We start from the raw sequence: 23948 nt of genomic DNA on the forward strand, positions 1-23948 counted from the left end.
TCGATGTTTGCAGTTACAACTTTAACCCTTTAAGTAAATATATAGAAACAAGCTATTTATGTAAGCAATTTATTTACTTTAAACAATGAAAAATTCACCACAAATTTGCGGTGAATTCTTTATTTAAGCTTATTATTTTAACATTACTTTATATTATTATTTCTATACTAACTATAGTCTAGCTATATTGAGTAACTGTAATTAAAACTTATTTAATTACCATTATCTTCATATAACCTTTTTTATACTATATATTCATTTTTTTGATTACTAATATCTTGGGCAGTGATATTTTTATGAGTATACTGTGTTTTGTCGTTTACATTAAGCCTTCCAATGGAAACTGCTTTCTTTGGACACCATTGAGCACAGGCGAAACAATTTTCACAGTGATTTCCTATGATGAAATTCTCTCCTTCTTTATAAATATTAGAAAGCGGACAAACTTTTTCACAAATTCCACATTTTACACACTTTGATTTATCTATAGTCTTATTATCAATTTTATAAATAAAATTAAATCCTTTTTTTAGCACTTTGCTCATGAACAAATTCTTAATCGTTTCTTTGAGCTCATTTGAGTTATTAACTCTTTCTTCTACAGCTAATATAATGCTATTTATATAATCTTCTTCATTTTTAAGAAATTCTATTTTCTTTTCTTCTTTTGTAGGTAGAGCTATACTATTATCTGGAAGAATAGCTGTAAAGCCATAGGATAGCTTTAAACCTTTTTGCTCAAGAATTTTCTTCGTAGTATTAAAAGCTATGCCTTCCGCACCACCACAGGTAACAACCTGAAAAATATAACTTCCCTTTGAGAATTTAACTTTTTCTAAGAATTCTCTTACAATATTAGGAATATCCATGCAATAAATAGGTACTACAATACCTATGACCTCGTCGTTAAATTCCTCAATATCCATTGCCTTTACTATAGGCATTAACTTTCCATCCAATTTCTCTGCAATTTTCCTCGCCATGTTTAATGAGTTTCCAGTACCTGAAAAATAAAAAATTGTCGCCATAATACTCCTCCTAAATGGTATAGTGTGCACATATGCACATATGTAGCAAGAAAATTACCCACTGAAGTTCTATGGGTTACAATCTTCTATTAACAGCCTAATTTTTTCAGTGGTTAATTCAAACTTATTTAAAAGCTCTAAAGCATTTAAATTATAAATTGTCCTTCTCTCCTCTTTTCTCATAGTAAGTAAATTTAACTTGTATATTTGATTTAAATGTCTAGATATTACTGAACGATCTTGAACAAAATTGCCAGCAATAGTGCTTATGTCACTTTCTCCATTAATAGCTAAATATTTGATTATCTCACACCTAATAGGTTCTGATAATACTTTAAACAGTTCATTATCAAAGATTTCTTCAATGTCTTTTATACAATCCGTATTACATTTTAAATTTTTATCATTCATCATATTCTTATTATATATGCATTAAGATGCACAAGTCAATATTATCTTTATTTAAAATATTATTATACTAACTCTGCTGTATTCTCATGATATAATAATAATGTATATTTTAGGAAGTACATATCTTTAAGTTTAGTAGCGTTAAATTTGATACTATTAGCAATCTGCCATAGATAGGGGTGTTTATTGTGGTTAAAATAAAAAATAAAGAATATCAATGTTCAATGGAATTGACAATTGATTTAATCGGTGGAAAGTGGAAATCATTAATTTTATGGCATTTATCAAAAGAAACATTAAGATTTGGTGAGCTTAAAAGGCTTTTACCTAAAGTTACACAAAAAATGTTAACGCAGCAATTAAGAGATTTAGAAAATGATGGTTTTATAATAAGAAAAGCATATGCACAAGTTCCTCCTAAAGTAGAATATTCTCTTTCTGATTTAGGAAAAAGTGTAGTACCAATATTACAGTTAATGTGTGATTGGGCAAATGAGTATATTGACCACTTATGTGAAAATGTTAAAGATGACAAATCCCCACAGTAATTAGCGGGGATTTCAAACTTTTTTAAAGATTAAATATACATCTATTTCCCGTCGTTTTAAAGCATTTATTGCAAGATATATATTGCTGAACGAATAATTCTATTTTTAATTTTCATTTTATTAATCATGGTTTCATCAAATAAGGTTCCCAATATAATTGCTCACTCCTATACTGAGATTTAGCTATATTATTTATAGACAACAATATCTTCTATAGACTTTCTTACCCTTTTAAAAGTTGTTTCCTTAGCATATCCTATAGGTGTAAATGCTATAGGTTCCCACGAAGGATTAAGCTCTAATATATCTCTTGCAGCTTGAGGGTCAAATGCACCAATCCAGCAAGTTCCAAGCCCTAAGTCCGTAGCTGCTAATATTATATGATCCATTACAATAGCAGCATCTACATCACTATAACTTTTTCCATCTCTTCTTGACCAACATTTTTCAGGAATTGAACAAACGCCAAGAATTAATGGTGCTTCAACAAACCAATCTGTTTTATATATTTTTTTCAATTCTTCTTCTCTTCCTTTGGTAGATATAACAATAATTTTAAATGCCTGCCAATTCACAGCGGTAGGTGCTAACCTTGCAGCTTCCAAGATCATGTCTAGCTTTTCCTGCTCAACCTCATTAGATTTATAAGACCTCACACTGTGTCTTTCTTTAATGACTTCAAAATATTCCATTATATAAACCTCCTATCATAAGTATCCTTATATAACTAGATTAACAGTTATATATTTTTTATCAAGTAGACACTATTATGTAATATAGTACCTATTTGGATACCATAAATACTACCATGGGCCACACTTTTAATATATAAGGGACGATTCATTTTTATTCTTATAAAATATTATAATATCATTTAGAATATAATTATGAACCGTCCCTTATATAATTTTTTTAACTAAAGAAATCTTGTCTACTTCTTTAATAATACTTCTTTAATAATTATTTTTGGCTTTGTACCACATTATCAATAAGCTGTAAATCATTTTCTTTTATTACATTAATCAATAAATTAGAATATATGTTATTTCCATTCTCATCTTGCTTAGTACTGTATCCAGCATTCTCAAGCGCTTTAGCTTGTCCAATATATTGAGTGGCCTCAAAAAGTCCGTTTTTCTTATATCTATCATTTTCAACAAGAAACTTGCCATAGTCATCTAAAGAATCTGTTTTATTTTTATACCGTCTAAATTTATCTTGTATAACCTCATTATAATATTCTGATGTAGTCATACTTACGCTTTCCCCCTTCCAGCTACTATCAGCTTTTATCCCAAATAAGTTATTTGCTTTAACACTTAAATCCGATTTTCCCCAACCAGATTCTAATATAGCTTGACCTATTGTTATAGAAGGAAGAATTCCGTGCTTATTATATAATTCAATGGCTTTAGGAGAAAGTTCCTCAACAAAAGCCCTATATTGAGAATCTTTTCTTAAATTATCACTTGCTAATCCTGTAAGTTCTAACTCAGATAAATATTTATGCACTTTTTCTTTTTCTTTTTTATTAAAAGATAACTTATTTAACATATCTTCCAAATTTATAAGTTTATAGGTATCTTTTTTATTACTTGCACCGTCTTTCTCTAAAAAATTTTCACCTAATTCTTTTAAATTTTCAGTATTAGCTTTTGAAAAATCTTTTTTATATCTAACTCCATCAATAGCAGCTAAGTATTTCCAATTAACTTGAAGTTTTCCCCTACTTACATCATCAGCTGCATTTATATAAAGACTTATTTCTGAATCACTTAAAGTGATATTATCCTCTTTAATAAAATAATTTATTGATATATATGAAATAAATATCAGCATAGCTAAAAAAAGTATTTTTCCAAACATGTTAGTTTTTTTTCTTCTTTTTCGTCTGCCTATATTTATCCTATTAACCATTCTGCTTCTTTGCCTTACTATGTTACCCCACATACAAATCCTCCATACTGTTATCCTCATAAGTTATTGATTCTAATAAACATAATTATTTAATTATATTTATTAGCTCTAAATGTTCAATTACAAATACTATAACATATTTTTTAAAATTTGGTGAAGATAATAACCCTTGTTATTTTGAATACTTCTTAATATTTTTCACCTTAACCTCTTCATAGTCTAGCCATTCAATATATATAACATATTATTTTTCATAATAAATTTGTAACCTTCTTCCAGGATAAAGAGTAAATTGATTATAATTATGAACCGTCCCTTATGTACATATATGTATCCTTGAAAAAAGAATCGACGTTTATCGCTTCTTTTGATTTTATAAATAGGCTCTGTTAGGCTAAGTTGTTGATATATACACACTAAATACAGCTAGTCCAAGTTTTAACTCAAACTTGGACTAGCTTTTAATTAAAGAACATTGCTTACAATTGAATTTTCTTTATATATTCAATTTCATCTTCATTTCTTGAAACTTCTATATAACCAAATTTTTCATATAAATGTTGATTACCTACACTGAATACAGGTGTAGAAAGTTGCCATTCATTAATATCTGGATATGTTTTTTCAATCAGTTCCATTACTCTATAACCGTAGCCTTTTCCTTGAAATGATGGTTCTATTACAAAATCTTCAAATCTCATCTTATTATCACCTAAAGGGATAAGAAATAATGCCCCTATAATTTGATTATCTAATTCAATTTTATAAGCAATAAAATTTTTAATAATATAAATTTGAGACTCCACCTCATTATATCCTTGAGGGCCTCCATTCCTTCCTAAATAAGTATTAATTTCTTTATTGTATGATTTTATTTTTATGTCAGTAATTAATTGAGCATCATCACTGTTTGCTTTCTTTATCTCTAACAATCCCCATTCTCCTTCCAAACAAAAAGATTGTATTAGTAATCCTAATTTCATAACATGCATCATTTTACATAAATATTATACCATTATTGTATTTATTAACATATTTTTACTTATAATTATTTCTTTATCATCATTTCACACAACTATATCAACAATAGCATCATTCCTAATCAAATTTTCAATGCTTATTATACTAAAAAATGTTATACATAAAGATATTATCTTCATTGCATTTAAAGCCATGCTTTTCATAAAATTTACGAGCTAGAACATCTTTTTTTGTAATCAGCGTAATACAGTGAATACTTTTTGATGCCACATATTCTTTAATATAGTTCATTAATTTTGACCCCACACCACCGCTTTGTAAATCATTATCTATAAAGTATTCATCTATATAATATTCTTTACCTTCATACCAACTTCTTGTATGTCCAAAACAAGCACCTACTATATTGTCATTTTTTCTAATCACAAATCCAATAAATACAGGATTGTCCATAAATTCTTTTAAATAATTAGCTGCATGTTCTATTGACTCCCACTTGTCAAACCATGGTTCACTGCTAAAAACTTTCACCATAAGATTGGTACACTCTTTAAGTTCAGATTTATTCATAATACTTGCTTCTAACTTAAGATTCATATTATTTATCCTTTCACTAACTATAGATTTCTTTTTCTATGATCTTTATTCTATTAACTACTAATTTTATTCTAACTAATTATTATGAAAAAATCACTTTAAAGAATAACATTAATTAATTTGTGTTATTTATGAATTCAATGTTAGTTGCTAGTAAATACTAGTGAAGAATGTGGGTTATTTAAATTATAATAAGGAGGAATTCAATATGCCAAAGCAAATGAAAACCATGGATGGAAATCAAGCTGCTGCTGAAGCTTCTTATGCTTTTACTGAAGTTGCAGCTATTTATCCAATAACACCTTCTACTCCCATGGCTGAAGGGGTAGATGAGTGGTCTGCTCATGGTAAAAAAAATATCTTTGGGCAACCAGTTAAGATTGTTGAAATGCAATCAGAAGCTGGTGCTGCTGGTGCTGTTCACGGATCTTTAGTGGCTGGTGCACTGACAACTACATATACTGCTTCTCAAGGATTACTTTTAATGGTTCCTAATATGTATAAAATTGCTGGAGAGCTATTGCCTGGAGTATTTCATGTAAGTGCTCGTGCAATTGCTACTCATGCTCTATCAATTTTTGGAGATCATCAAGATGTTATGGCTACAAGACAAACAGGATTTGCTCTTTTAGCTTCATCAAATGTTCAAGAAGTTATGGATTTAGCCAATGTTGCTCATTTATCTGCTATTAAAGCAAGAATACCTTTCTTACACTTCTTTGATGGCTTTAGAACATCTCATGAATATCAAAAGATTGAAGTTATAGATTATGATGATATTGCAAAAATTGTTGACTATGACGCAATACAAAGTTTTAGAGATAGTTCTTTAAATCCTGAGCATCCCTCCGTTAAAGGAACAGCTCAAAATCCTGATATCTACTTTCAACAAAGAGAAGCTGCAAATAAATTTTATGATGCAACTCCTGATATAGTAGAGAACTATATGAGAGAGATTGAAAAAATCACTGGAAGAATATATCACCCTTTTGATTACTATGGAGATCCTAATGCAGAGCATATAATTATTGCAATGGGTTCTGTTTGCGATACTATAGAAGAAACTATAGATTATTTAATGAAAAAAGGTGAAAAAGTAGGTGTTCTTAAAGTACATCTATATAGACCATTTTCTCCTGATTATTTCTTTAAAGTTCTTCCTAAATCAGTTAAAAAAATTGCTGTACTAGATCGTACTAAAGAACCTGGTTCTGTAGGTGAACCATTATATTTAGATGTATTAAAATTATTTTATAATCACCCAAATAAACCTATTATAGTTGGCGGAAGATATGGTTTAGCTTCTAAGGACACCAGGCCATCACAGATTTTAGCTGTATTTAATAATCTTAAAAATACTGAGCCAAAAGATAGGTTTACTATAGGAATTGTAGATGATGTTACTAATACTTCCTTACCTGAAGAAGATATAATTGAAACTACTCCTGAAGGAACTATAAGATGTAAATTTTATGGCTTAGGGTCTGATGGAACAGTTGGTGCTAATAAAACTGCAATTAAAATTATTGGTGATAATACAGATCTCTATTCACAAGCTTACTTCTCCTACGACAGTAAAAAATCTGGTGGAAGTACTGTATCTCACTTAAGATTCGGTAGCAAACCAATAAAATCTCCATATCTAGTCTATGAAGCAGACTATGTGGCTTGTCATAATAAATCCTTTTTATACAGCATAGATGTATTAAAAGGTTTAAAGAAAAATGGAACTTTTGTATTAAACTGTCCTTGGAGTGAAACTGAATTAGATGATAAACTTCCTGCTTCAGTAAAAAAATACATTGCAGAAAACAACATTCAATTCTATATAATCGATGCTATTTCTATAGCAGAAGAATTAGGATTAGGCTCTAGAATCAATATGATAATGCAATCTGCATTCTTTAAATTAGCTAATATTATACCTATAGAACAAGCACTAGAATATTTAAAAGAATCTGTTGAAAATGTTTATGGTAAAAAAGGTCAAGATATAGTAGAAGCAAATAAAGCAGCTATTAATAGTGGTGTAACAGCAATTCATAAAATCAACGTTCCTACAAATTGGGCAAATTCCACGGATACAAATATAGCTAAAAAAGAAGTACCTGAATTTATTGAAAAAATCGAAAGACCTATGGCAAGGCATGAAGGTGATGAGCTTCCTGTCAGTGCCTTTAATGGTATGGAAGATGGATCTTATCCTCCAGGTGTAACAGCTTATGAAAAACGTGGTATTGCTGTTATGATTCCTGAATGGCAAATTGATAAATGTATTCAATGTAATCAATGCTCTTACGTTTGTCCTCACGCTGTAATAAGAGCTTGTTTACTAAATGATGAAGAAAAAGAAAAGGCACCAGATACCTTGGTAACTAAAAAACCACTAGGTAAAGGCTTTGAAGATTTACATTATCGTATTCAAATAAGTCCACTTGATTGTACTGGCTGTAGTAACTGTGCAGATATATGTCCTGCTCCAGGTAAAGCTTTAATAATGAAACCTGCTGAAGAACAAATTAAAGAACAAAGTGAAAACTTTGAATTTGCTATTAATAATATTACTACTAAAGAAGGTTTAATGAGCTTACATACATTAAAAGGAAGTCAATTTGCAAAACCATTATTAGAATTCCACGGTGCTTGTCCTGGATGTGGTGAAACCCCTTACATAAAACTATTAACTCAACTTTATGGAGATAGAATGATGATTGCTAATGCTACAGGTTGTTCTTCTATTTGGGGAGCTAGCGCACCATCTATGGCTTATACTACAAATGCTGCTGGCAAAGGACCTTCTTGGGGTAATTCATTATTTGAAGATAATGCTGAATATGGATATGGAATGTTCCTAGCTGTTAAACAAATGAGAGAACGATTGGCTGACCTAATGAAAGAAGCATTAACAATGGAAATTAGCACTGAACTAAAGGAAGCCTTTACGGAATGGTTAGAGGGAATTGATGATGCTGATATTTCAAAAGTAGCTACTACAAAAATATTAGAAGCTATAAATAAGGAAAACTTTAAAGAAATTAATTTATTAAAAGAAATAATGAATAAAAAGGACTATTTAATTAAGAAATCTCACTGGTTAATTGGTGGAGATGGCTGGGCATATGATATAGGATACGGCGGATTAGATCATGTATTGTCTTTAGGTGATGACGTAAATATATTTGTAATGGATACAGAAATATATTCAAATACGGGAGGACAGTCCTCAAAGGCAACTCCTACTAGTGCAATAGCTAAATTTGCCGCGGCGGGCAAAAAATTAAGAAAGAAAGACCTTGGATTAATGGCTATGAGCTATGGAGATGTTTATGTAACTCAAATATCTATGGGTGCTAATATGAATCACACTATTAAAGCTATTACGGAAGCTGAAGCTTATAAGGGACCATCATTAATTATTGCTTATGCACCTTGTATAAGCCATGGAATTAAAACTGGAATGGGAACTAGTATAGCAGAAGAAAGAAAAGCAGTAGAATCCGGATATTGGCATCTGTACAGATATAATCCTTTACTAAAAAATGAAGGTAAAAATCCATTTGTATTAGATTCTAAGGAGCCTAAAGAATCTTATAGAGACTTTATCACTGGCGAAATACGTTACTCATCTTTAACGAAAACTTTCCCTGATAATGCAGAAGAGCTGTTTAGACTATCAGAAACTCATGCTCGTGAGAGATATGATATCTATAGAAGATTAGCAGAAATGCAATATTAAAAACTTAAAATTTTTAAAAAGTCTAACCTTGTGTACTGTGACTCAAAAGTTAGACTTTTTTTATTGCTTCGTTATAACTTAATTTTTAATTTGAAGCAATTATTTATTTCTCATTTCCATCTACATATTCTTTAGCATTTTTTACACTTCTTTCGCTAGGTACAGTAACTCTAGAAACTGGTTTAGTTTTATGAATATCAGCCCAAGCAGCTGTTTCATGTTTTTCAATAGATACTTCCATAAAACTATCTTTAACTTTATCTTTTTCCACAATGATACCTCCTCTACTAAACAACTTAATTTTTATCCAATTATTGGTGTATCTTTAATCTTTTATTTACTTTCTTTGATAAATCTTATTGCTTATTTATTAAAGAAACGAGAATGCCTATGCTGCACTACCTTTAGATATTTTTATAAATTAATTCATATAAACATCTACAACCTCAGCTACATAATCATCTTTTCCTGATCTTGCTAAGACCACAACAGATTCCTTATTTCCACCAATTTGTACACTATAGGCTTGTGCACCAATACTATCTAGCTCTTCATTTCTATTTACGGTTATTTCTTTTTTATTTGCCACTCCATAGTCCTCAAGTATTCCTGTAACTCTGTTTTCTACATCACCTGTTGGACATTGAAGTATCTTTATTCTCTCAATGGCATCTTTAAGTTTTTCCATATAACTGTCCTCCCCAAATGTTTTTTCTTTTTTATTATTTCCTTTTAGCTACTTTTAATTCTATTACTAACCCTGCTACATTTTTTATATGAAGCTAAAAGCACATCTTTTTCAAGATTTTCAGCATTATAACCATTGCCATGAAGTTTTTTTACAATTTTTACCATAAAGAAAAGCGGCTGGCTTTAACCAATCGCTTTTTCTTTTATATTGTAAACCCTATTCCTTCATACCTGTATAAATAAGAATTGCATCTCGTAAAAACGCTGCTGTTCCTGGCTGATCTTTATCGTAATATGCTGTGAATCTTTCATCATTAACATACATTTGTGCAAGACCTGCATGTGCTTCTTTAGTATAATGATCCCAAGAATAATTTAGCCATTGACGGTGCAAATCTGCTGCTTTTTGTGCAAGCTCACCTGCTGGATCACCAGCTTTAAAGGCTGCTTTTAGTGTATCAATCACAGTTTCACCTAGTTCTTCCCACTGTTTATATTGTTCCTCAGTCATGCCTTTGATCATTTTATTGGATTTATCAATTACATCATTTCCATATTTTTTTCGAATTTCTTTACCATACTTTTTTTCATTATCATCAATCATTTTTTGTTTAAACCCTTCAAATTTTTCCTGATCACTCATTTTAATCCCCCCTTCTGTTAAGCTTATGGTTTTATCCACATTAGTTATTAACAAATCTAACTGTTTTCTTTTTTCTAGGAGTTTTTCTCGATGTTCTCTAAGTGCAGCTATTTCATCAAAGGAAGGTGAAGTGATTATATTTTTTATACTGTCTAAACTTACACCTAATTCTCTATAAAACAATATTTGTTGTAATCTATCAACTTCTTCTTTACCATAAATTCTATATCCTGATGAATTGATTCTTGCCGGCTTAAGAATTCCTATTTCATCATAATACCTAAGTGTTCTAGTACTAATACCTGCTAACCTACCTAGTTTTTGCACTGTATATTCCATACCTCCACCTCCTCACAACACTACTTTACACCTTTACGCAACGTTAATGTCAATAATTATTTTGAATCTTTTTATTTTTTATAGATTATAAAAAACTCTTAAAAACATCTAATAAATAAAATAGAACCAAACACATCCTTTCTAATTATTTGTTTAAACTACAATTAGTTTCTATAGGATTTAGTGTTTGGTTCATTCTATTTTTGATTATTTGTAAAGTAATGTAACTTTAAAACATACTTTATTAAAATTAGCTAGTCTAATTTTCTTTTCTTTTAAATATAAATCCAATTCCCATAAGAATTGATATACTTCCTATAAACATTAAAATTCTATTACTTATTCTGCCTCCAGTTTGAGGAAGATCTCCAGTTCGAGAAAGATTTGAAGTGTCTTCTATAAAAACAGCTTCATGTTCATTCTGTACAACAAGTCTCTGTATCTTTGTAGAATCAATTGAAATCTTTAAAATCTCATCATTTAAGTTATATCCCTTAGGTGCCTTTGTTTCCTTAATGGTATAAGCTCCATAGCTGACATTCCTAAACATTGCAATTCCGTTCTTATCACCTACTGTTACAGCTACCTCTTTTCCTGCCTTGTCATATAATGTGAACTCTGCTCCTTGCAATGAATTGCCATTTATATCAGTCTTTTTAATTTCAATTGTTCCTCTGATTTCACTATTTTTAAACTCATAAGCATAAGTTGCACCATTCTTATCAACAAATACTTCTATTTTATCCTGTGATGCCATATATCCTTTAGGAGCCTTTGTCTCTATAACTTTATAGTTTCCATATATAACATCTTTAAATAGTACAACTCCATCTGCTCCTGATAGGGAAGTATTTACTGCCTTACCTTTAGAATCATATAGTGTAAATTCCGCTCCCTGAAGGGCTCTACCTTGCTGATCTAGCTTTTTGATCTTAATAACTGATTTGATTTTGTCATTTTTAATATTTCCTAACTCATAGGTTTTTTCATACTCAGCTACATCAACAAAAATTTCCTTATCTGAAATACTGTATCCTTTTGGTGCTTTTGTTTCCTTTACTGTATAACTTCCATAGTCTACATTATTAAATTGAACACGTCCTTTTACATCACTAGTTGCAGTATCTAAAGGATTTTCAAACTCTCTATCAGTATATTTATAAAGCTTAAATTCTGCACCCTCAAGCATACTTCCATCTTCTCCAACCTTATAAAGCTCTATTCTTCCTTTAATCACTATATTTAAAACTGTATATGGAGATGCATGTACTGTAACTCCATCTTTATTGATAGTTGCAGTAATAACTTGAGTAGAAATGCTATATCCAGCAGGTGCCTTTGTCTCTCTTATCTTATAATCACCATACTCTACGCCCCTAAATTGAACACGTCCGCTTCCATCACTGGTTGCAGTATCTAAAGGATTTTTAAAGTCTCTATCACTATCCTTATAAAGCTTAAATTCTGCACCTTTAAGCATATTTCCATGTTCTCCTGCTTTATAAAATTCTATTGTTCCTCTAATTTTTGTATCATCCTTTATCCTTGGGTCATCCACATTCCCTGGATTGTTTGGAATCTTTGTATTAGAGAATTTATATGGTTCTGCATGAACTATAACTCCATCTTCATGAATAGTTGCAGTAATAACTTTAGTTGAAGTACTATATCCAGAAGGTGCTTTTGTTTCTTTTATATTGTAATCTCCATATTCTACATTCTTAAATTGGACATGACCTTTTTCATCACTAACCACAGTATCTAAAGGTTTTTCAAACTTTTTATCCATACTATTGTAAAGTTTGAATTCTGCACCTTTAAGTGGAGCTCCTGATTCTCCTACTTTATAAAACTCTATACTTCCTCTAATTTTTCTATTAGAAATTTCATATGGATTTCCCTGTATTGTAGATCCATCTTTATCAATAATTGCAGTTATAATCTCAGTAGAAAGATTATAACCAGTAGGTGCTTTTGTTTCCTTTATATTGTAGCTTCCATACTCTACATTTTTAAATTGAACACATCCATTTTCATCACTTGTTGCCGTATCTAAAGGATTTTCAAAATTCTTATCAGTATCATTATAGAGTTTGAATTCTGCACCTTTAAGCGGAGCTCCAGATTCTCCTACTTTATAAAACTCTACACTGCCTCTAATTTTTCTATTAGAAATTTCATATGGATTTCCCTGTATTGTAGATCCATCTTTATCAATAGTTGCAGTTATAATCTCAGTAGAAAGATTATAACCAGTAGGTGCTTTTGTTTCCTTTATATTGTAGCTTCCATACTCTATATTTTTAAATTGAACACATCCATTTTCATCACTGGTTGCCATATCTAAAGGATTCTCAAAGTTTTTATCAGTATCCTTATAGAGTTTGAATTCTGCACCTTTAAGTGGATTTTTTTCTTCCCCTATCTTGTAGAATTCTATTACGCCAGTAATCTTATCATTTTTATAATTATAGGTTATTTCCTTTTTATCATTACTATTTTTAAGTTGGAATTTATATAATTCATTACTTAACTTATATCCTGTTGGAGGAGTTTTTTCCCTCACATAGTAGTCAATATCAAATTTAAGCTTATCAAATACAATTTCACCATTTTCTCCTGTTATGGCTGAAGTCCTTATGACATTCTGATATAAATCAAATAATTCAAAAACTGCACCTTGAAGTTTTTTCGTTGAATCTTTGCCATCTACCTTTATAACCTTAATACTTCCAGTTGTTCCAGTACCACCACCACCGGATCCTTGGAATGAAACAACTACTCCTAATGAAGTTGAAGATTGAGTTATTCCTGTTCCTGAAAGAGAAACAGAATTTGTAAATGGTGATTTTGATTTATCTGTAACATCCGTTCTGAAAGTTAATAGATATGCTTCACTAGTTAAATTAGGTAATGTAAAGATAAATTCTCTTGTTGCAAAATCATACTTTACACTATTTTCAATCAGTGCAACTTCATCACCTTTTATAAGAGTTCCATCTGGTTTCAAAATTTGTTTATATAGTTTTACTGAAGTAGTATCTAATTCTAATCCTTCTTGAAGTATATCTGTTATAGAAACATCCTTCATTAGAATCTTATTTGAATTGATGGTTACTTCCCAATCAATGTAAGACTTTCCTAATGTGTAATTTGCATTTTTCCCAATTATGGTGTTTTTTATCTTGGCAGTTCCAGTACTTTCTACACCTCCTGGCACTAAATCATCAATTAAAGTTGCAGTATTTTGGTACTGCTTTTCACCATTGGTTGCAAACTCTGAAAGATCTTTAATTTTTGTCTTAAAAGTAATTACTTGCTGTGAATCAATCTTAGGAGGAAAATTGTATCTTAATGTATTAGTCTTCTTGTCATAACTATAGTTTTCGTTATTAGCATTATCTCCATTTATCGTAACAGAATCATCAACAAATTCTTGTCCCTCACTTATGACATCTATAACATGAGCATTTGAAAGAATCATTTTGTTCTTATTAACTACAATTCTCCAAGTTATTTCTCTAGTTGTATAATCAAAATCTGCACTTGCTTTGTTAATTACTTGACTTTGAACTCTTTGAGTTCCTTGATGATTTGAAGGTGGTATATTATCACCAGTCAATATAGCAACATTGTAATAGTCCTTATTTGCATTTCCTGCAAATACTTTAGGATCAGTTACCTTTGTTCTAAAAGTAATCGTATAGGTATCATTAATTCGTTTATTAAACTTATATGTGAGAGTTCCAGCTTTTTCTTTATCATTTTGATCTGCTTTTATATAGTTGAAGCCATTTGCATCTGCTCCATTATCAATTTTTGCTGATCCTTCCACATATTCTTGACCTAATCTGATCTCATCTTTAACTATTGCATTATCAATTGCAGTCTTATTGCTATTTATAATGATTCTCCAGGTAATTTCTCCTGTAGCAGCATTATACCCTACCCCTTCTTTTCTTATAATACTACTTGGAACGCCTACTCCTTTACTATCTGAAGCATTACTTGGAACTCCAGTCCCTGTCAAAGTAACTGTATTTCTATATTGTTGTGAGTTGTTAGAATTATATGCTCCTGGGTCAGTTACATCTGTTGAAAATGTGATTTGGTGTGGTTCATTAATTGCAGTTGGAAAACTATATGTGAATTTTTGACCTTCCATTGTATAATTAGTGATTTCAACTCCGTCTAACTTTACAGACCCTTTAGTCAATGTAAGTCCTTCAGGTATATCATCTGTAACCACTGCATTTAGAATGTATTGAGCATTATTATTCACATAAATAATCCAATTTATCTTTTTTGTTGTTGCATCATAGTTTCCATTTTTTCTTATATAATCTGTATAGATTTCCACTGAAGCTTCATTTGACTCTATACTAACTCCATCGTGATTCAAAGTTGCTTTATTATATTGGTAGGTTCTGTTTCCTTCAGATTCAAAGACCTTTGGATCTATAACCTTAGTTTTAAATGTTATTATCTGCTCAGTATTAATAACATCAGGGAAATTGTATACTAATTTGCTGTTTCCTGTATCATAGCTATAATTTGCACCATATGCATCCCTACCGTTAACTTTAACAGAATTTGCTACAAATTCTTGACCTTCTTGTATATCATCAATAATCTGTGCATTATTGATCTTTACATTTTCTGGATTAATTATTACTTTCCATGTGATTTCATTTTTAGATGCATCATAGTATCCTTCTTTATAAATAGAAGCTTCTGGAGTTTGAGGTTGTTCAAAATTCACCTCTATAGTAACAGGATCACCAGTTCCTCCAAGGTCAAAAGTAATTGTTACAGGATTTCCATCTCCTATTTCTTTCTCATCAAAATGAGTTTCTACATAAAAATATCCTGATACATTTGAATGACGCTCTGCGTAATCGGTAAAAACAATAGTAACTTTTTTATCAGTGCCTATAGTACATGTACCAAGGGATTCACCATCTTCATCATTAAGAGAAAAAGACATTTCATATAATATCTCTATTTCCTTTGGTATCTCCATGGTATAGATGTCACCTTTTTTTACCTGTACTTCATTTGGTATTGCAAAAGCATAATTTAATCTAACTACTGAATTTTTGTTAATTGGCTTACAATCTTTATCAATGGGATCTCCCTTTTCATCTGTAAGACTTATACCAGTAATAAACTGAAATACCTTTGTAGGTTCTTCTTCATTAGTGTTAGTTCCAGGTGTAATAGGTGGATTATCAATTCCTTCTTTATCAACAGGAATATCTGGATTTACAGGTTGCTCAAAATTCACCTCTATAGTAGCAGAATCGTTAGATCCTCCAAGATGAAAAGTAATTGGTACAGGATTTTTATCTCCTATTTGCTCCTCATTAAAACGAGCTTGCACATAAAAATCTCCTGAAATATCTGGGTGTTCTTCTGGGCAATCATTAAAAACAATATTAACTTTTCCATCAGTACCTATAGTGCATGTTCCTATAGATTCGCCATTTTCAGCATTAAGTGAAAAAGACATTTCATCTAATATCTGTATTTCCTTTGGTATCTGCATGGTATAAGTGTCATCTTGTTTTACTGATACTCCATCTGGGATTGTAAAAGTATAATTCAATTTAATCTCTGCATTTCTACTAATTGGATTAGACTGGCTGTCAATAGGTTCTCCTTTTGCATCTGTGAGGCTTATGCCTGTAATAAATTGAAATGGGTTTGCAATTTCTACTGCTTTGATCTCAATTGCAGGTGCAATAATTGAAAGCTGAAAAAACAAGATGATCACCATTGCAATTATAGAAATTTTTTTCTGTTTCATCTTCCTCCTCCTTGTAAATTAGATCATGCATTGATACCTTAATAACCCAAACCTCTCTAAAAGTAATTAAGACATTAACATTAATTAATATGAATTAAATCATCCTAATATGAAGAAAAGCTTCATATTCCCAGATTTTAACTCATTATTTTTATGTCAATATTTGACCTTCACAAATTTATCACAGACAAAAAAAGCAGAGAATTTTAATTCTCCGCTATAAATTCATTTATAAAGTTTTACAAAGTTTCTTAGTTTACTCCTTTGGCTCTATATCAAGCTCCTCTTTTAATAATTTATTTAAATTATTGTAATAGCTAACCAATCTAATCTTTTGTCTCACATGAGAATATGCTTACATTATCAATTTATGAGCTTCTTCATCATTTTTTAAACTTTCAACTTTGTAAGCTGATGTTCCCACTTCTCTATCCCTTACTACAATATAAATTAGTTCTTTTCTCCTTTTAACAGATAGATATATAGTTTCATCTTCCTTTTTACATATACCATGCTTCGCTGCATTTCCTATCGATGGTTGACTAGATATTGAAATTTTCCATTTTATCTAATTCTTTTATAAAGGCTTTTACATCTTCAATTTCTTCAGAAGGAATTATATTATACATCACATCTCCTTCTGACCAACCAATAATAGATATGCCAGCGTTAAATATGAATCCTTTTTTACCTCTTATAATAATTTCATCGTTAACAGCAATTTCTTCATCATTTGAATAATTTTTATTATTTTTTCTAACAGTCATATTAAAATAAGGTTTACCATCTTTTTCATAATCAATAGTTATTTCATCATCTGCCCATTGACTTTCATACTGTAAAAGTTTAATATCTCTAATTTTATAAGATGATGATTCAGGAAAATATAAAAATTGCTTTCCTAGAAACCCTTTTACTTCTTTTAATGTGATAGTTTTGATCTTTGGCCCAGCACTATCAATACTTTCTACTTTCACATCTTCTGGAACTTTTTGTGTAAATATTTCATCCTCAAATTTAGTTGAAAAGTCAATCTTTGTATATTCAATCTCAACTTTTGAATCTGCATCATGGGATATACTCTTAACTACAAACCAGTTTTTCTTTTCTATCCATATATCCTGATCTGCAAATATACTATTTTTTTCTTTAGGTACTGCCTTTATATGATAAGTATCCATGCCATTTATCTTTTCTTCCCCAACAGTACTTATATTGTGACTTTTCTTTATATTTTCTAAAAATATTTTAGTTTGTTCTCTCTGAGATCTTATAGGCATATCTGAATCATCTAAACTTTTCATAGTTGATGCTTTTTTCTCTTTAATATTATATAACATTACAATATTTCCATCATTTGTAGATATGCTTTCAATTTCATTATTACTAGAATATGACTCAATTCTAACTCTTATTTTATCTTTAGAAATATCTTGCCATTCTTTCATAATATTTTCTTCTACAATTTTATTGTCCTTGTCATATACTCGAATTTTTGATTCTCCATAATAGGATTTAAAATTGTTTTCTGACTCCATTGCATAAGATACTATTGTTTCTGGTAAAATGCTATTTTTTGTTCCACAACCTGAAATTGCAGTTACGCTTAATAATACACTCATAGTTATAAAAATAAGTCTTTTTTTCCTCATTATAATTCTCCTCTTTCCCTTGCTATAAAACAAGCTATTAATGTACCTTTTTCTTTACTTGATGAAATCAATATTTCTCCATTATGCTTATTAATAATTAAATTTACTATGCTCAATCCAAGACCAGTTCCAACCTTTTTATTTCTTGAATTATCAACCTTATAAAAAGGTTCTAAAATTCTATCTATATCTTCTTTTGGTATTTCTTCTCCCTGATTTTTAATTAATATAACTACAGTATTTTTTCTAAATTCACTAAGTTTATTTTCTTCTTCTTCACATATCCAATCTGAAAGTGAAAACTCTTCTGAAAAAGCTCCCATATGGATTGATTTTCCTTCGGCTGTATATTTAATAGCATTACTCATTAAATTATCAACTACTCTTACCATCTGCTTAACATCAACCTTATAATTTCCTTTAACCTTTATCTCCGTTTTATAATTTATATTACTTTTTTCACAAACTTCCTCATAACCTGAAAGAAGCATCTGAAAAAACTCTTCTCCATCTACATTAACAAAATCCATAATATAATTTGAAGAAAGTATTGTATACATCAATAAATCTTCTAACATATTACTCATATAGTCGCATTTACTCAATATGCTAAGAGCATATCTTTTGCTGGTTTCTTCCGCCTGAGAAGTGATTAATTCGGTATAAGCTCTTATTGATGTTAATGGTGTTTTTAAATCATGGGAAATTGCTGCTATCATATATTCCTTTGATTTTTGCTCTCTTTCTATTTCATAATCCTTTTCTTTAATTTTCTTCTTCATATCATTAAAATGATTTATAAGTTCCCCAATTTCATCCTTTGATTTATAATTTATACAAGTTTCTTCTCCTTTTGCAAAATCCTTTATGGACTCTATTAGCAAAAGAAGTGGTTTATTAAACTTCCTGTTCATTAATTTAATCATCCATATTAAAACTGCTATAAAGACAATACTAACTATACTAATCACTACAATAGTACCACTATTCACCCCTTGAATTATCTTGGTTCTTAATATTGTTACTTCATAGAATCCAATTATATTTCCTCTATCAAAAACAGGCTTTTTCAAGGTATCTGCTCTAAATCCATGTTTTATTTCATAGAGGTTTGAATAAAGCTGTTCTTTAGAAGTTGAATATAATACACTCTCATTAATAGACGAATATAATCTAATTCCATTTTTATCATATATAACTATCTTAGTACTATTTCTATCCTCTTCATCAATGAAATCTACTTCATTAAGAGGATAAGTATAAAATTCTTTATTGCTTAATAACTTATCGTATTTTTCAAACTTTTTTATATTATTGATATAATCATCTATTTCTGTCTGTTTATTGTAACTTTTCATCCAGTGAAAAAGCATCATACCAGTTAATATAGGGATAAGCATCACCGTTATATATGATAGGGTAAGCCACTTTTTTATTCTCATATTAATTTTTCTCCTACAAATCTATACCCAGTTCCCCATACAGTCTCAATAAACTTTGGCTTTTTAAGATTATCCTTTAATTTATCTCTAATTTGCTTTACATGGACAGTTACAGTATTATTTCCATCTATCCCTTCTTCTCCCCATATGATTTCATAAAGTTCCTTTTTGCTAAAAGATCTCTTTGGATTTTGTGCCATTAAAATAAATAATTCAAGTTCTTTAGAAGTTAAATGTACATTAATACCTTCAATTTCCACGTATTTATCTTCTTTATTTATACTAAGTCCATTTTTGTATTTTAAAAGATTATTATCTTCATTTATGCCATTGTATCTCTTATATCTTCTTAAATTAGATTCTATTCTTGCTTGAAGTTCAATCAAACTAAAAGGCTTGGTTACATAATCATCAGCTCCTAAATTTAATCCCTTCACTTTATCATAATCTTCACTTTTCGCACTAAGAATAATTATAGGTATATCGCTGGTAAGCCTTATATTCTTACAAAGAGTTAGTCCATCCATTTCAGGCATCATAATATCTATTATTAGTAGTTGAAATTTACCTCTTTTAAATTCCTCATATCCCTCTTTTCCTGTAGATGCCCAAAGAGTTCTATAACCATTATTTTCAACATACTCTTTTATACATAAAGCTATTTCCTCATCATCTTCAACAATTAATATCTTTTCTTTCATAGAAAGGTCCCTCCTACGTTTCCAATTATAAACTATATTCAGATAAAATTTATAAAACTTTATAATTCCCTTATAAATTATATTTTTAATGGAATTTACTTTACAATAATAAAGTGAAATTTTTCCATAAAACTTTTTATATATTAAAAGTTAATAAATAAATTAGAGCATTAGATTTCTCCAATGCTCTAATAATTTTCTAATTATTTAAGTTTCTCTGCCCACTGTTCTTCTTTAAATCCTACTAAAACAAAATCTTCTCCTACAACTATTGGTCTTTTTACAATCATTCCATTGGAAGATAATATATCTAAAAGATCTTCTTCACTAGAAGTTTTGACTTTATCTTTAAGATTCATCTCTTTATATAACTTTCCACTACTATTGAAAAATTTATTTATAGGCAAGCCACTTTTATGTAACCATGCCTTTAATTCTTCTTTTGTAGGATTATTTTCAACTATATGTCTATCTTCAAAATCCACATTATTTTCAACTAACCACTTTTTAGCTTTAATACAAGTAGTACATTTTGGGTACTGCACAAATAATATTCTCATAATAAATACCTCCATTAAATGTTTCTATATTCTTATAATATCAGATAGTTAGGCATCTGGAAAATAATAATTATTTCATATCAGACAAAGCGTCAAGTTCTATTCATAGTGGAGCTATTGGCGGCTTCTGACAACGCAGTATGATAGGAAATAAACTAACATACTGGCCTATTATTTTTTTGAAGAAAATGCTCATCTATAGACTATATTTTTAAAATTTACGTCCGATAATACCTTTAAGGGTAAATATACGAAATATGTAAAGAGAAAGGAATAAATAGATAGCCAGTAATGACCAGTAGCTTCCGATCCAATTTCAAGTTCAGATGAATATGGTGCAATTTTTTTGAAAGAGTCTGAGCACCTTCAGAAGTATTATAGAACGAATGTGCTTTGAATATAATCTTAGCTTTTCATCCATAAGAGAAGCAACATGAGTGCTTTTGCAATATCAATACCTAGATAAAACATAAACATCACCTACAATTAAAATATTTTTTATATAGATTCCACTGTACTGATAAACGTTACTGCCTTATTGTATATTCGAGGTACTCAAGTTGACCCGGCATCCAACTTATTCATAAACTGCTTATCAGACAGAGGCTTCAGTCTTTCAATAACGATATCCATCCCTCATGGAGGGTTCGACATCACTCTATCTAATATAGTTATTATACAGAAATCACCTGTATAAATATACAGGTAATAAAGGGTTATAGGTTACCTTTATCAACCTAAATTTATTATATGTGGGGTATGAACATATGAAAAAAATTTTTAGTATAAAAAACAAGCTTATAATTTCTTTTCTGTCTTTAATTTTAGTGTTTTTAGGTTTACTAGGTTCTATAATCTACAACAAAGTGCAAAGTCAAACCAAAGAGGATTATATCCAATCTATAGAAAAGCAAATAACTCAGGTGGATATTAGCTTTAATAATTATATTATGTCTTTTGAAGAAAATATAAATATGTTTTCTAAAGAACTAAATAATTTAGAGAATCAGATAACTTCGTATGTTAATAAAAAGTATGAATCTGATGAAATACCTATGACTCCTCTTAAAAATGGAAGTTTTGAAGCTTCTGCCTATAAAAAATTTGAAAATTTTACAAAAACTCATGATGGAGTAGAAACTGTTTCTATATCTTCAGAGGATAATGGCGGATATATGCAGTATCCAGCGATATCAAGAAAAAAAGGATATGACCCTAGAACTAGAGATTGGTACAATGAAGGTAAAAAAAATAAGGATGAGATTTCATTTACAGATGTATATAAAACATCATCTGGTTCTATGGTAATGTCGGCTATAAGCCCAATTAAGGATACAAATTCAAAATTCAAAGGGGTCATAGCTCTGGACATAAATTTAAAAAAATTATCTGAAATGAGTAAGAATATACGAATAGGCCAAGATGGCTATCTTATTGTAACAGATAAAGAGGGTACAATAGTAGCTAATGGCGAGGATGAAAGTCTTGTTTCTAAAAGTATAAAAGAACTTAATGTGGAAAAGCTGGATGACCTGTCAACATATACTAATAATAATTTTACTACAAAAATGGATGATGGTAAGGAATACTTAATAAATGTAAAAAAATCATCCAATGAAAAATTAGGATGGTACTATATATCCTTTGTAGAAAAAGCAGAACTTGTAAAATCTGCAAATAGCATAGGGATTATGATCTTAATTTCTACTATTATATTTGCTATAATTGCAGCATTCGTATGCATACTTATAGCAAACAAAATATCAAGCCCTATTAAATATGCAGCTGAATATATAAAAGAAATGGGAAGAGGAAATTTTACAATTCCAATAGAAGAAAAATATTTTAAATTGAAAGATGAAATTGGAGATATTATAAAATCATTAGATAAGATGCAGGGTTCTATAAAATCTATGCTATCAAAGGTAAAAGAAAGTTCTGAAGTGGTTTCACAAGAGGGAGAAAAGTTATTATCAGCTTCAGAAGAAATGACTGGATCCTCAAATGAGGTATCAAATGCCATACAGGAAGTGGCTATAGGAATTTCAAACCAAGCAGGAGAACTTGTAAAAGCAACTTCGATTTTATCAAGTTTTGGAGAAAGTCTTGATGTAGTTGTAAATGAGTTATCCTCAATAAATGAAAATTCCGTCAACATAAATTTTATGGCTAATGATAGCAATAAAAAGATGGAAAACATGATGGTATCAGTGAAAAATGTAGGAGAATTTTTTAAAGATTCTTTAGATTTAATATCTAAACTTGATTATAACATAGACCGAATAAGTGAGATGACAGATTTAATAAATAGTGTTTCAGATCAAACTAATCTCTTAGCACTAAATGCAGCAATTGAAGCAGCAAGAGCAGGAGAATCAGGAAAAGGATTTGCTGTGGTAGCAGATGAAATAAGAAAGTTAGCAGAAACAAGTAGAGATTCTTCTGAAAGTATAAATAAACTGGTAGAAAATATAGCTAAAGATAAAAAAGATATTATAGACAGCACTGGAAAGATGAAAGGAGAATTAGATAGCCAATCTGAAATAGTAAAAGAAACAATACATGTATTTAAAGACATAATAGACGCAATTGAAAATGTTGTTCCTAAAATACAAAATGTTAATAATTCAGCATATTCTATAAATGAAGAAAAAGATAATGTTTTATCTAAGATGGAAGAAAGTTCAGCTATTTCAGAAGAAATAAGTGCATCTTCAGAAGAGATAGGTGCATCATCAGAGGAAATGCATAATCGTTCAAAAGATGTATCTGTAACTGCGGAGAGATTAAGCGAAATGACTAAAGTGATGAATGAAGAAATAAATAAATTTAAAATATAAAGTACTATCGAAATAAAAAAAGCTCCAGTTTATCCGAAAATAGGAACATCAATC

General features: G+C 29.8%; 17 protein-coding genes. 3 read left to right on the forward strand and 14 right to left on the reverse strand.

Features of this window, described 5'->3' with window-relative positions:
• Positions 1 to 242 precede the first annotated feature (242 nt).
• Complete coding sequence (locus tag B2W91_RS09720; RefSeq protein ID WP_291580373.1) at positions 243 to 1028, reverse strand: EFR1 family ferrodoxin; 786 nt, start codon at positions 1026 to 1028, stop codon at positions 243 to 245.
• Positions 1029 to 1097: 69 nt separating this feature from the next.
• Positions 1098 to 1439, reverse strand: a complete 342-nt coding sequence (locus tag B2W91_RS09725; protein ID WP_291580375.1) for an ArsR/SmtB family transcription factor — start codon at positions 1437 to 1439, stop codon at positions 1098 to 1100.
• 224 nt (positions 1440 to 1663) lie between these two features.
• Here B2W91_RS09725 and B2W91_RS09730 point away from each other — a divergent pair, with 224 nt between their 5' ends.
• Entirely contained in the window at positions 1664 to 1987 is a 324-nt protein-coding gene (locus B2W91_RS09730; RefSeq protein ID WP_291580445.1) for a winged helix-turn-helix transcriptional regulator, read from the forward strand.
• Between the two features lie 188 nt (positions 1988 to 2175).
• Here the strand turns inward: B2W91_RS09730 and B2W91_RS09735 are convergent, their stop codons facing one another.
• The 4 genes from B2W91_RS09735 to B2W91_RS09750 form a co-directional block, all read right to left on the reverse strand.
• Entirely contained in the window at positions 2176 to 2679 is a 504-nt protein-coding gene (locus tag B2W91_RS09735) for a nitroreductase family protein (protein ID WP_291580376.1), read from the reverse strand.
• 268 nt (positions 2680 to 2947) lie between these two features.
• Complete coding sequence (locus B2W91_RS09740) at positions 2948 to 3904, reverse strand: glycoside hydrolase family 73 protein (protein WP_414633116.1); 957 nt, start codon at positions 3902 to 3904, stop codon at positions 2948 to 2950.
• A gap of 479 nt (positions 3905 to 4383) precedes the next feature.
• The gene (locus B2W91_RS09745; RefSeq protein WP_291580378.1) at positions 4384 to 4836 is read right to left on the reverse strand and encodes a GNAT family N-acetyltransferase; all 453 of its coding nucleotides are present in this window, start codon (positions 4834 to 4836) and stop codon (positions 4384 to 4386) included.
• 193 nt (positions 4837 to 5029) lie between these two features.
• Complete coding sequence (locus B2W91_RS09750; protein ID WP_291580379.1) at positions 5030 to 5482, reverse strand: GNAT family N-acetyltransferase; 453 nt, start codon at positions 5480 to 5482, stop codon at positions 5030 to 5032.
• Positions 5483 to 5690: 208 nt separating this feature from the next.
• On the opposite strand from B2W91_RS09750, the gene nifJ reads away from it, so the two are divergent.
• Entirely contained in the window at positions 5691 to 9218 is a 3528-nt protein-coding gene (gene nifJ, locus B2W91_RS09755; RefSeq protein WP_291580381.1) for a pyruvate:ferredoxin (flavodoxin) oxidoreductase, read from the forward strand.
• Positions 9219 to 9321: 103 nt separating this feature from the next.
• On the opposite strand, the gene B2W91_RS09760 is transcribed toward nifJ, so the two are convergent.
• From B2W91_RS09760 to B2W91_RS09795, 8 genes are all read right to left on the reverse strand, one after another.
• Positions 9322 to 9489, reverse strand: a complete 168-nt coding sequence (locus tag B2W91_RS09760) for a DUF3787 domain-containing protein (protein ID WP_291580382.1) — start codon at positions 9487 to 9489, stop codon at positions 9322 to 9324.
• 150 nt (positions 9490 to 9639) lie between these two features.
• Complete coding sequence (locus B2W91_RS09765) at positions 9640 to 9906, reverse strand: hypothetical protein (RefSeq protein ID WP_291580383.1); 267 nt, start codon at positions 9904 to 9906, stop codon at positions 9640 to 9642.
• A 219-nt stretch (positions 9907 to 10125) separates the two neighbouring features.
• Complete coding sequence (locus B2W91_RS09770; RefSeq protein ID WP_291580384.1) at positions 10126 to 10890, reverse strand: MerR family transcriptional regulator; 765 nt, start codon at positions 10888 to 10890, stop codon at positions 10126 to 10128.
• Positions 10891 to 11149: 259 nt separating this feature from the next.
• Entirely contained in the window at positions 11150 to 16699 is a 5550-nt protein-coding gene (locus tag B2W91_RS09775; RefSeq protein WP_291580385.1) for a SpaA isopeptide-forming pilin-related protein, read from the reverse strand.
• Between the two features lie 542 nt (positions 16700 to 17241).
• Positions 17242 to 18351, reverse strand: coding sequence for a LolA family protein (locus B2W91_RS09780; protein WP_291580386.1), 1110 nt, complete (start codon positions 18349 to 18351; stop codon positions 17242 to 17244).
• Complete coding sequence (locus B2W91_RS09785; RefSeq protein WP_291580387.1) at positions 18351 to 19793, reverse strand: sensor histidine kinase; 1443 nt, start codon at positions 19791 to 19793, stop codon at positions 18351 to 18353. Before B2W91_RS09785 ends, B2W91_RS09780 begins: the two co-directional genes overlap by 1 nt.
• A complete protein-coding gene (locus B2W91_RS09790) occupies positions 19790 to 20494 on the reverse strand; it encodes a response regulator transcription factor (RefSeq protein ID WP_291580389.1) in 705 nt (234 codons plus the stop codon). Before B2W91_RS09790 ends, B2W91_RS09785 begins: the two co-directional genes overlap by 4 nt.
• 203 nt (positions 20495 to 20697) lie before the next feature.
• The gene (locus B2W91_RS09795; RefSeq protein WP_291580390.1) at positions 20698 to 21054 is read right to left on the reverse strand and encodes an arsenate reductase family protein; all 357 of its coding nucleotides are present in this window, start codon (positions 21052 to 21054) and stop codon (positions 20698 to 20700) included.
• A 767-nt stretch (positions 21055 to 21821) separates the two neighbouring features.
• On the opposite strand from B2W91_RS09795, the gene B2W91_RS09800 reads away from it, so the two are divergent.
• Entirely contained in the window at positions 21822 to 23894 is a 2073-nt protein-coding gene (locus tag B2W91_RS09800; RefSeq protein WP_291580392.1) for a methyl-accepting chemotaxis protein, read from the forward strand.
• Positions 23895 to 23948 lie beyond the last annotated feature (54 nt).

The organism is Clostridium sp. UBA6640, from assembly GCF_002455975.1.
GTDB lineage: Bacteria > Bacillota > Clostridia > Clostridiales > Clostridiaceae > Clostridium_J.

Coding starts and splice junctions, on each gene's coding strand:
- B2W91_RS09800 (WP_291580392.1), top strand. CDS start 21,822: ATGAAAAAAATTTTTAGTATAAAAAACAAGCTTATAATTTCTTTTCTG.
- B2W91_RS09765 (WP_291580383.1), bottom strand. CDS start 9,906: ATGGAAAAACTTAAAGATGCCATTGAGAGAATAAAGATACTTCAATGT.
- B2W91_RS09730 (WP_291580445.1), top strand. CDS start 1,664: ATGGAATTGACAATTGATTTAATCGGTGGAAAGTGGAAATCATTAATT.
- B2W91_RS09785 (WP_291580387.1), bottom strand. CDS start 19,793: ATGAGAATAAAAAAGTGGCTTACCCTATCATATATAACGGTGATGCTT.
- B2W91_RS09740 (WP_414633116.1), bottom strand. CDS start 3,904: ATGGTTAATAGGATAAATATAGGCAGACGAAAAAGAAGAAAAAAAACT.
- B2W91_RS09720 (WP_291580373.1), bottom strand. CDS start 1,028: ATGGCGACAATTTTTTATTTTTCAGGTACTGGAAACTCATTAAACATG.
- B2W91_RS09790 (WP_291580389.1), bottom strand. CDS start 20,494: ATGAAAGAAAAGATATTAATTGTTGAAGATGATGAGGAAATAGCTTTA.
- B2W91_RS09770 (WP_291580384.1), bottom strand. CDS start 10,890: ATGGAATATACAGTGCAAAAACTAGGTAGGTTAGCAGGTATTAGTACT.
- B2W91_RS09750 (WP_291580379.1), bottom strand. CDS start 5,482: ATGAATCTTAAGTTAGAAGCAAGTATTATGAATAAATCTGAACTTAAA.
- B2W91_RS09725 (WP_291580375.1), bottom strand. CDS start 1,439: ATGAATGATAAAAATTTAAAATGTAATACGGATTGTATAAAAGACATT.
- B2W91_RS09775 (WP_291580385.1), bottom strand. CDS start 16,699: ATGAAACAGAAAAAAATTTCTATAATTGCAATGGTGATCATCTTGTTT.
- B2W91_RS09795 (WP_291580390.1), bottom strand. CDS start 21,054: ATGAGAATATTATTTGTGCAGTACCCAAAATGTACTACTTGTATTAAA.
- B2W91_RS09735 (WP_291580376.1), bottom strand. CDS start 2,679: ATGGAATATTTTGAAGTCATTAAAGAAAGACACAGTGTGAGGTCTTAT.
- B2W91_RS09780 (WP_291580386.1), bottom strand. CDS start 18,351: ATGAGGAAAAAAAGACTTATTTTTATAACTATGAGTGTATTATTAAGC.
- nifJ (WP_291580381.1), top strand. CDS start 5,691: ATGCCAAAGCAAATGAAAACCATGGATGGAAATCAAGCTGCTGCTGAA.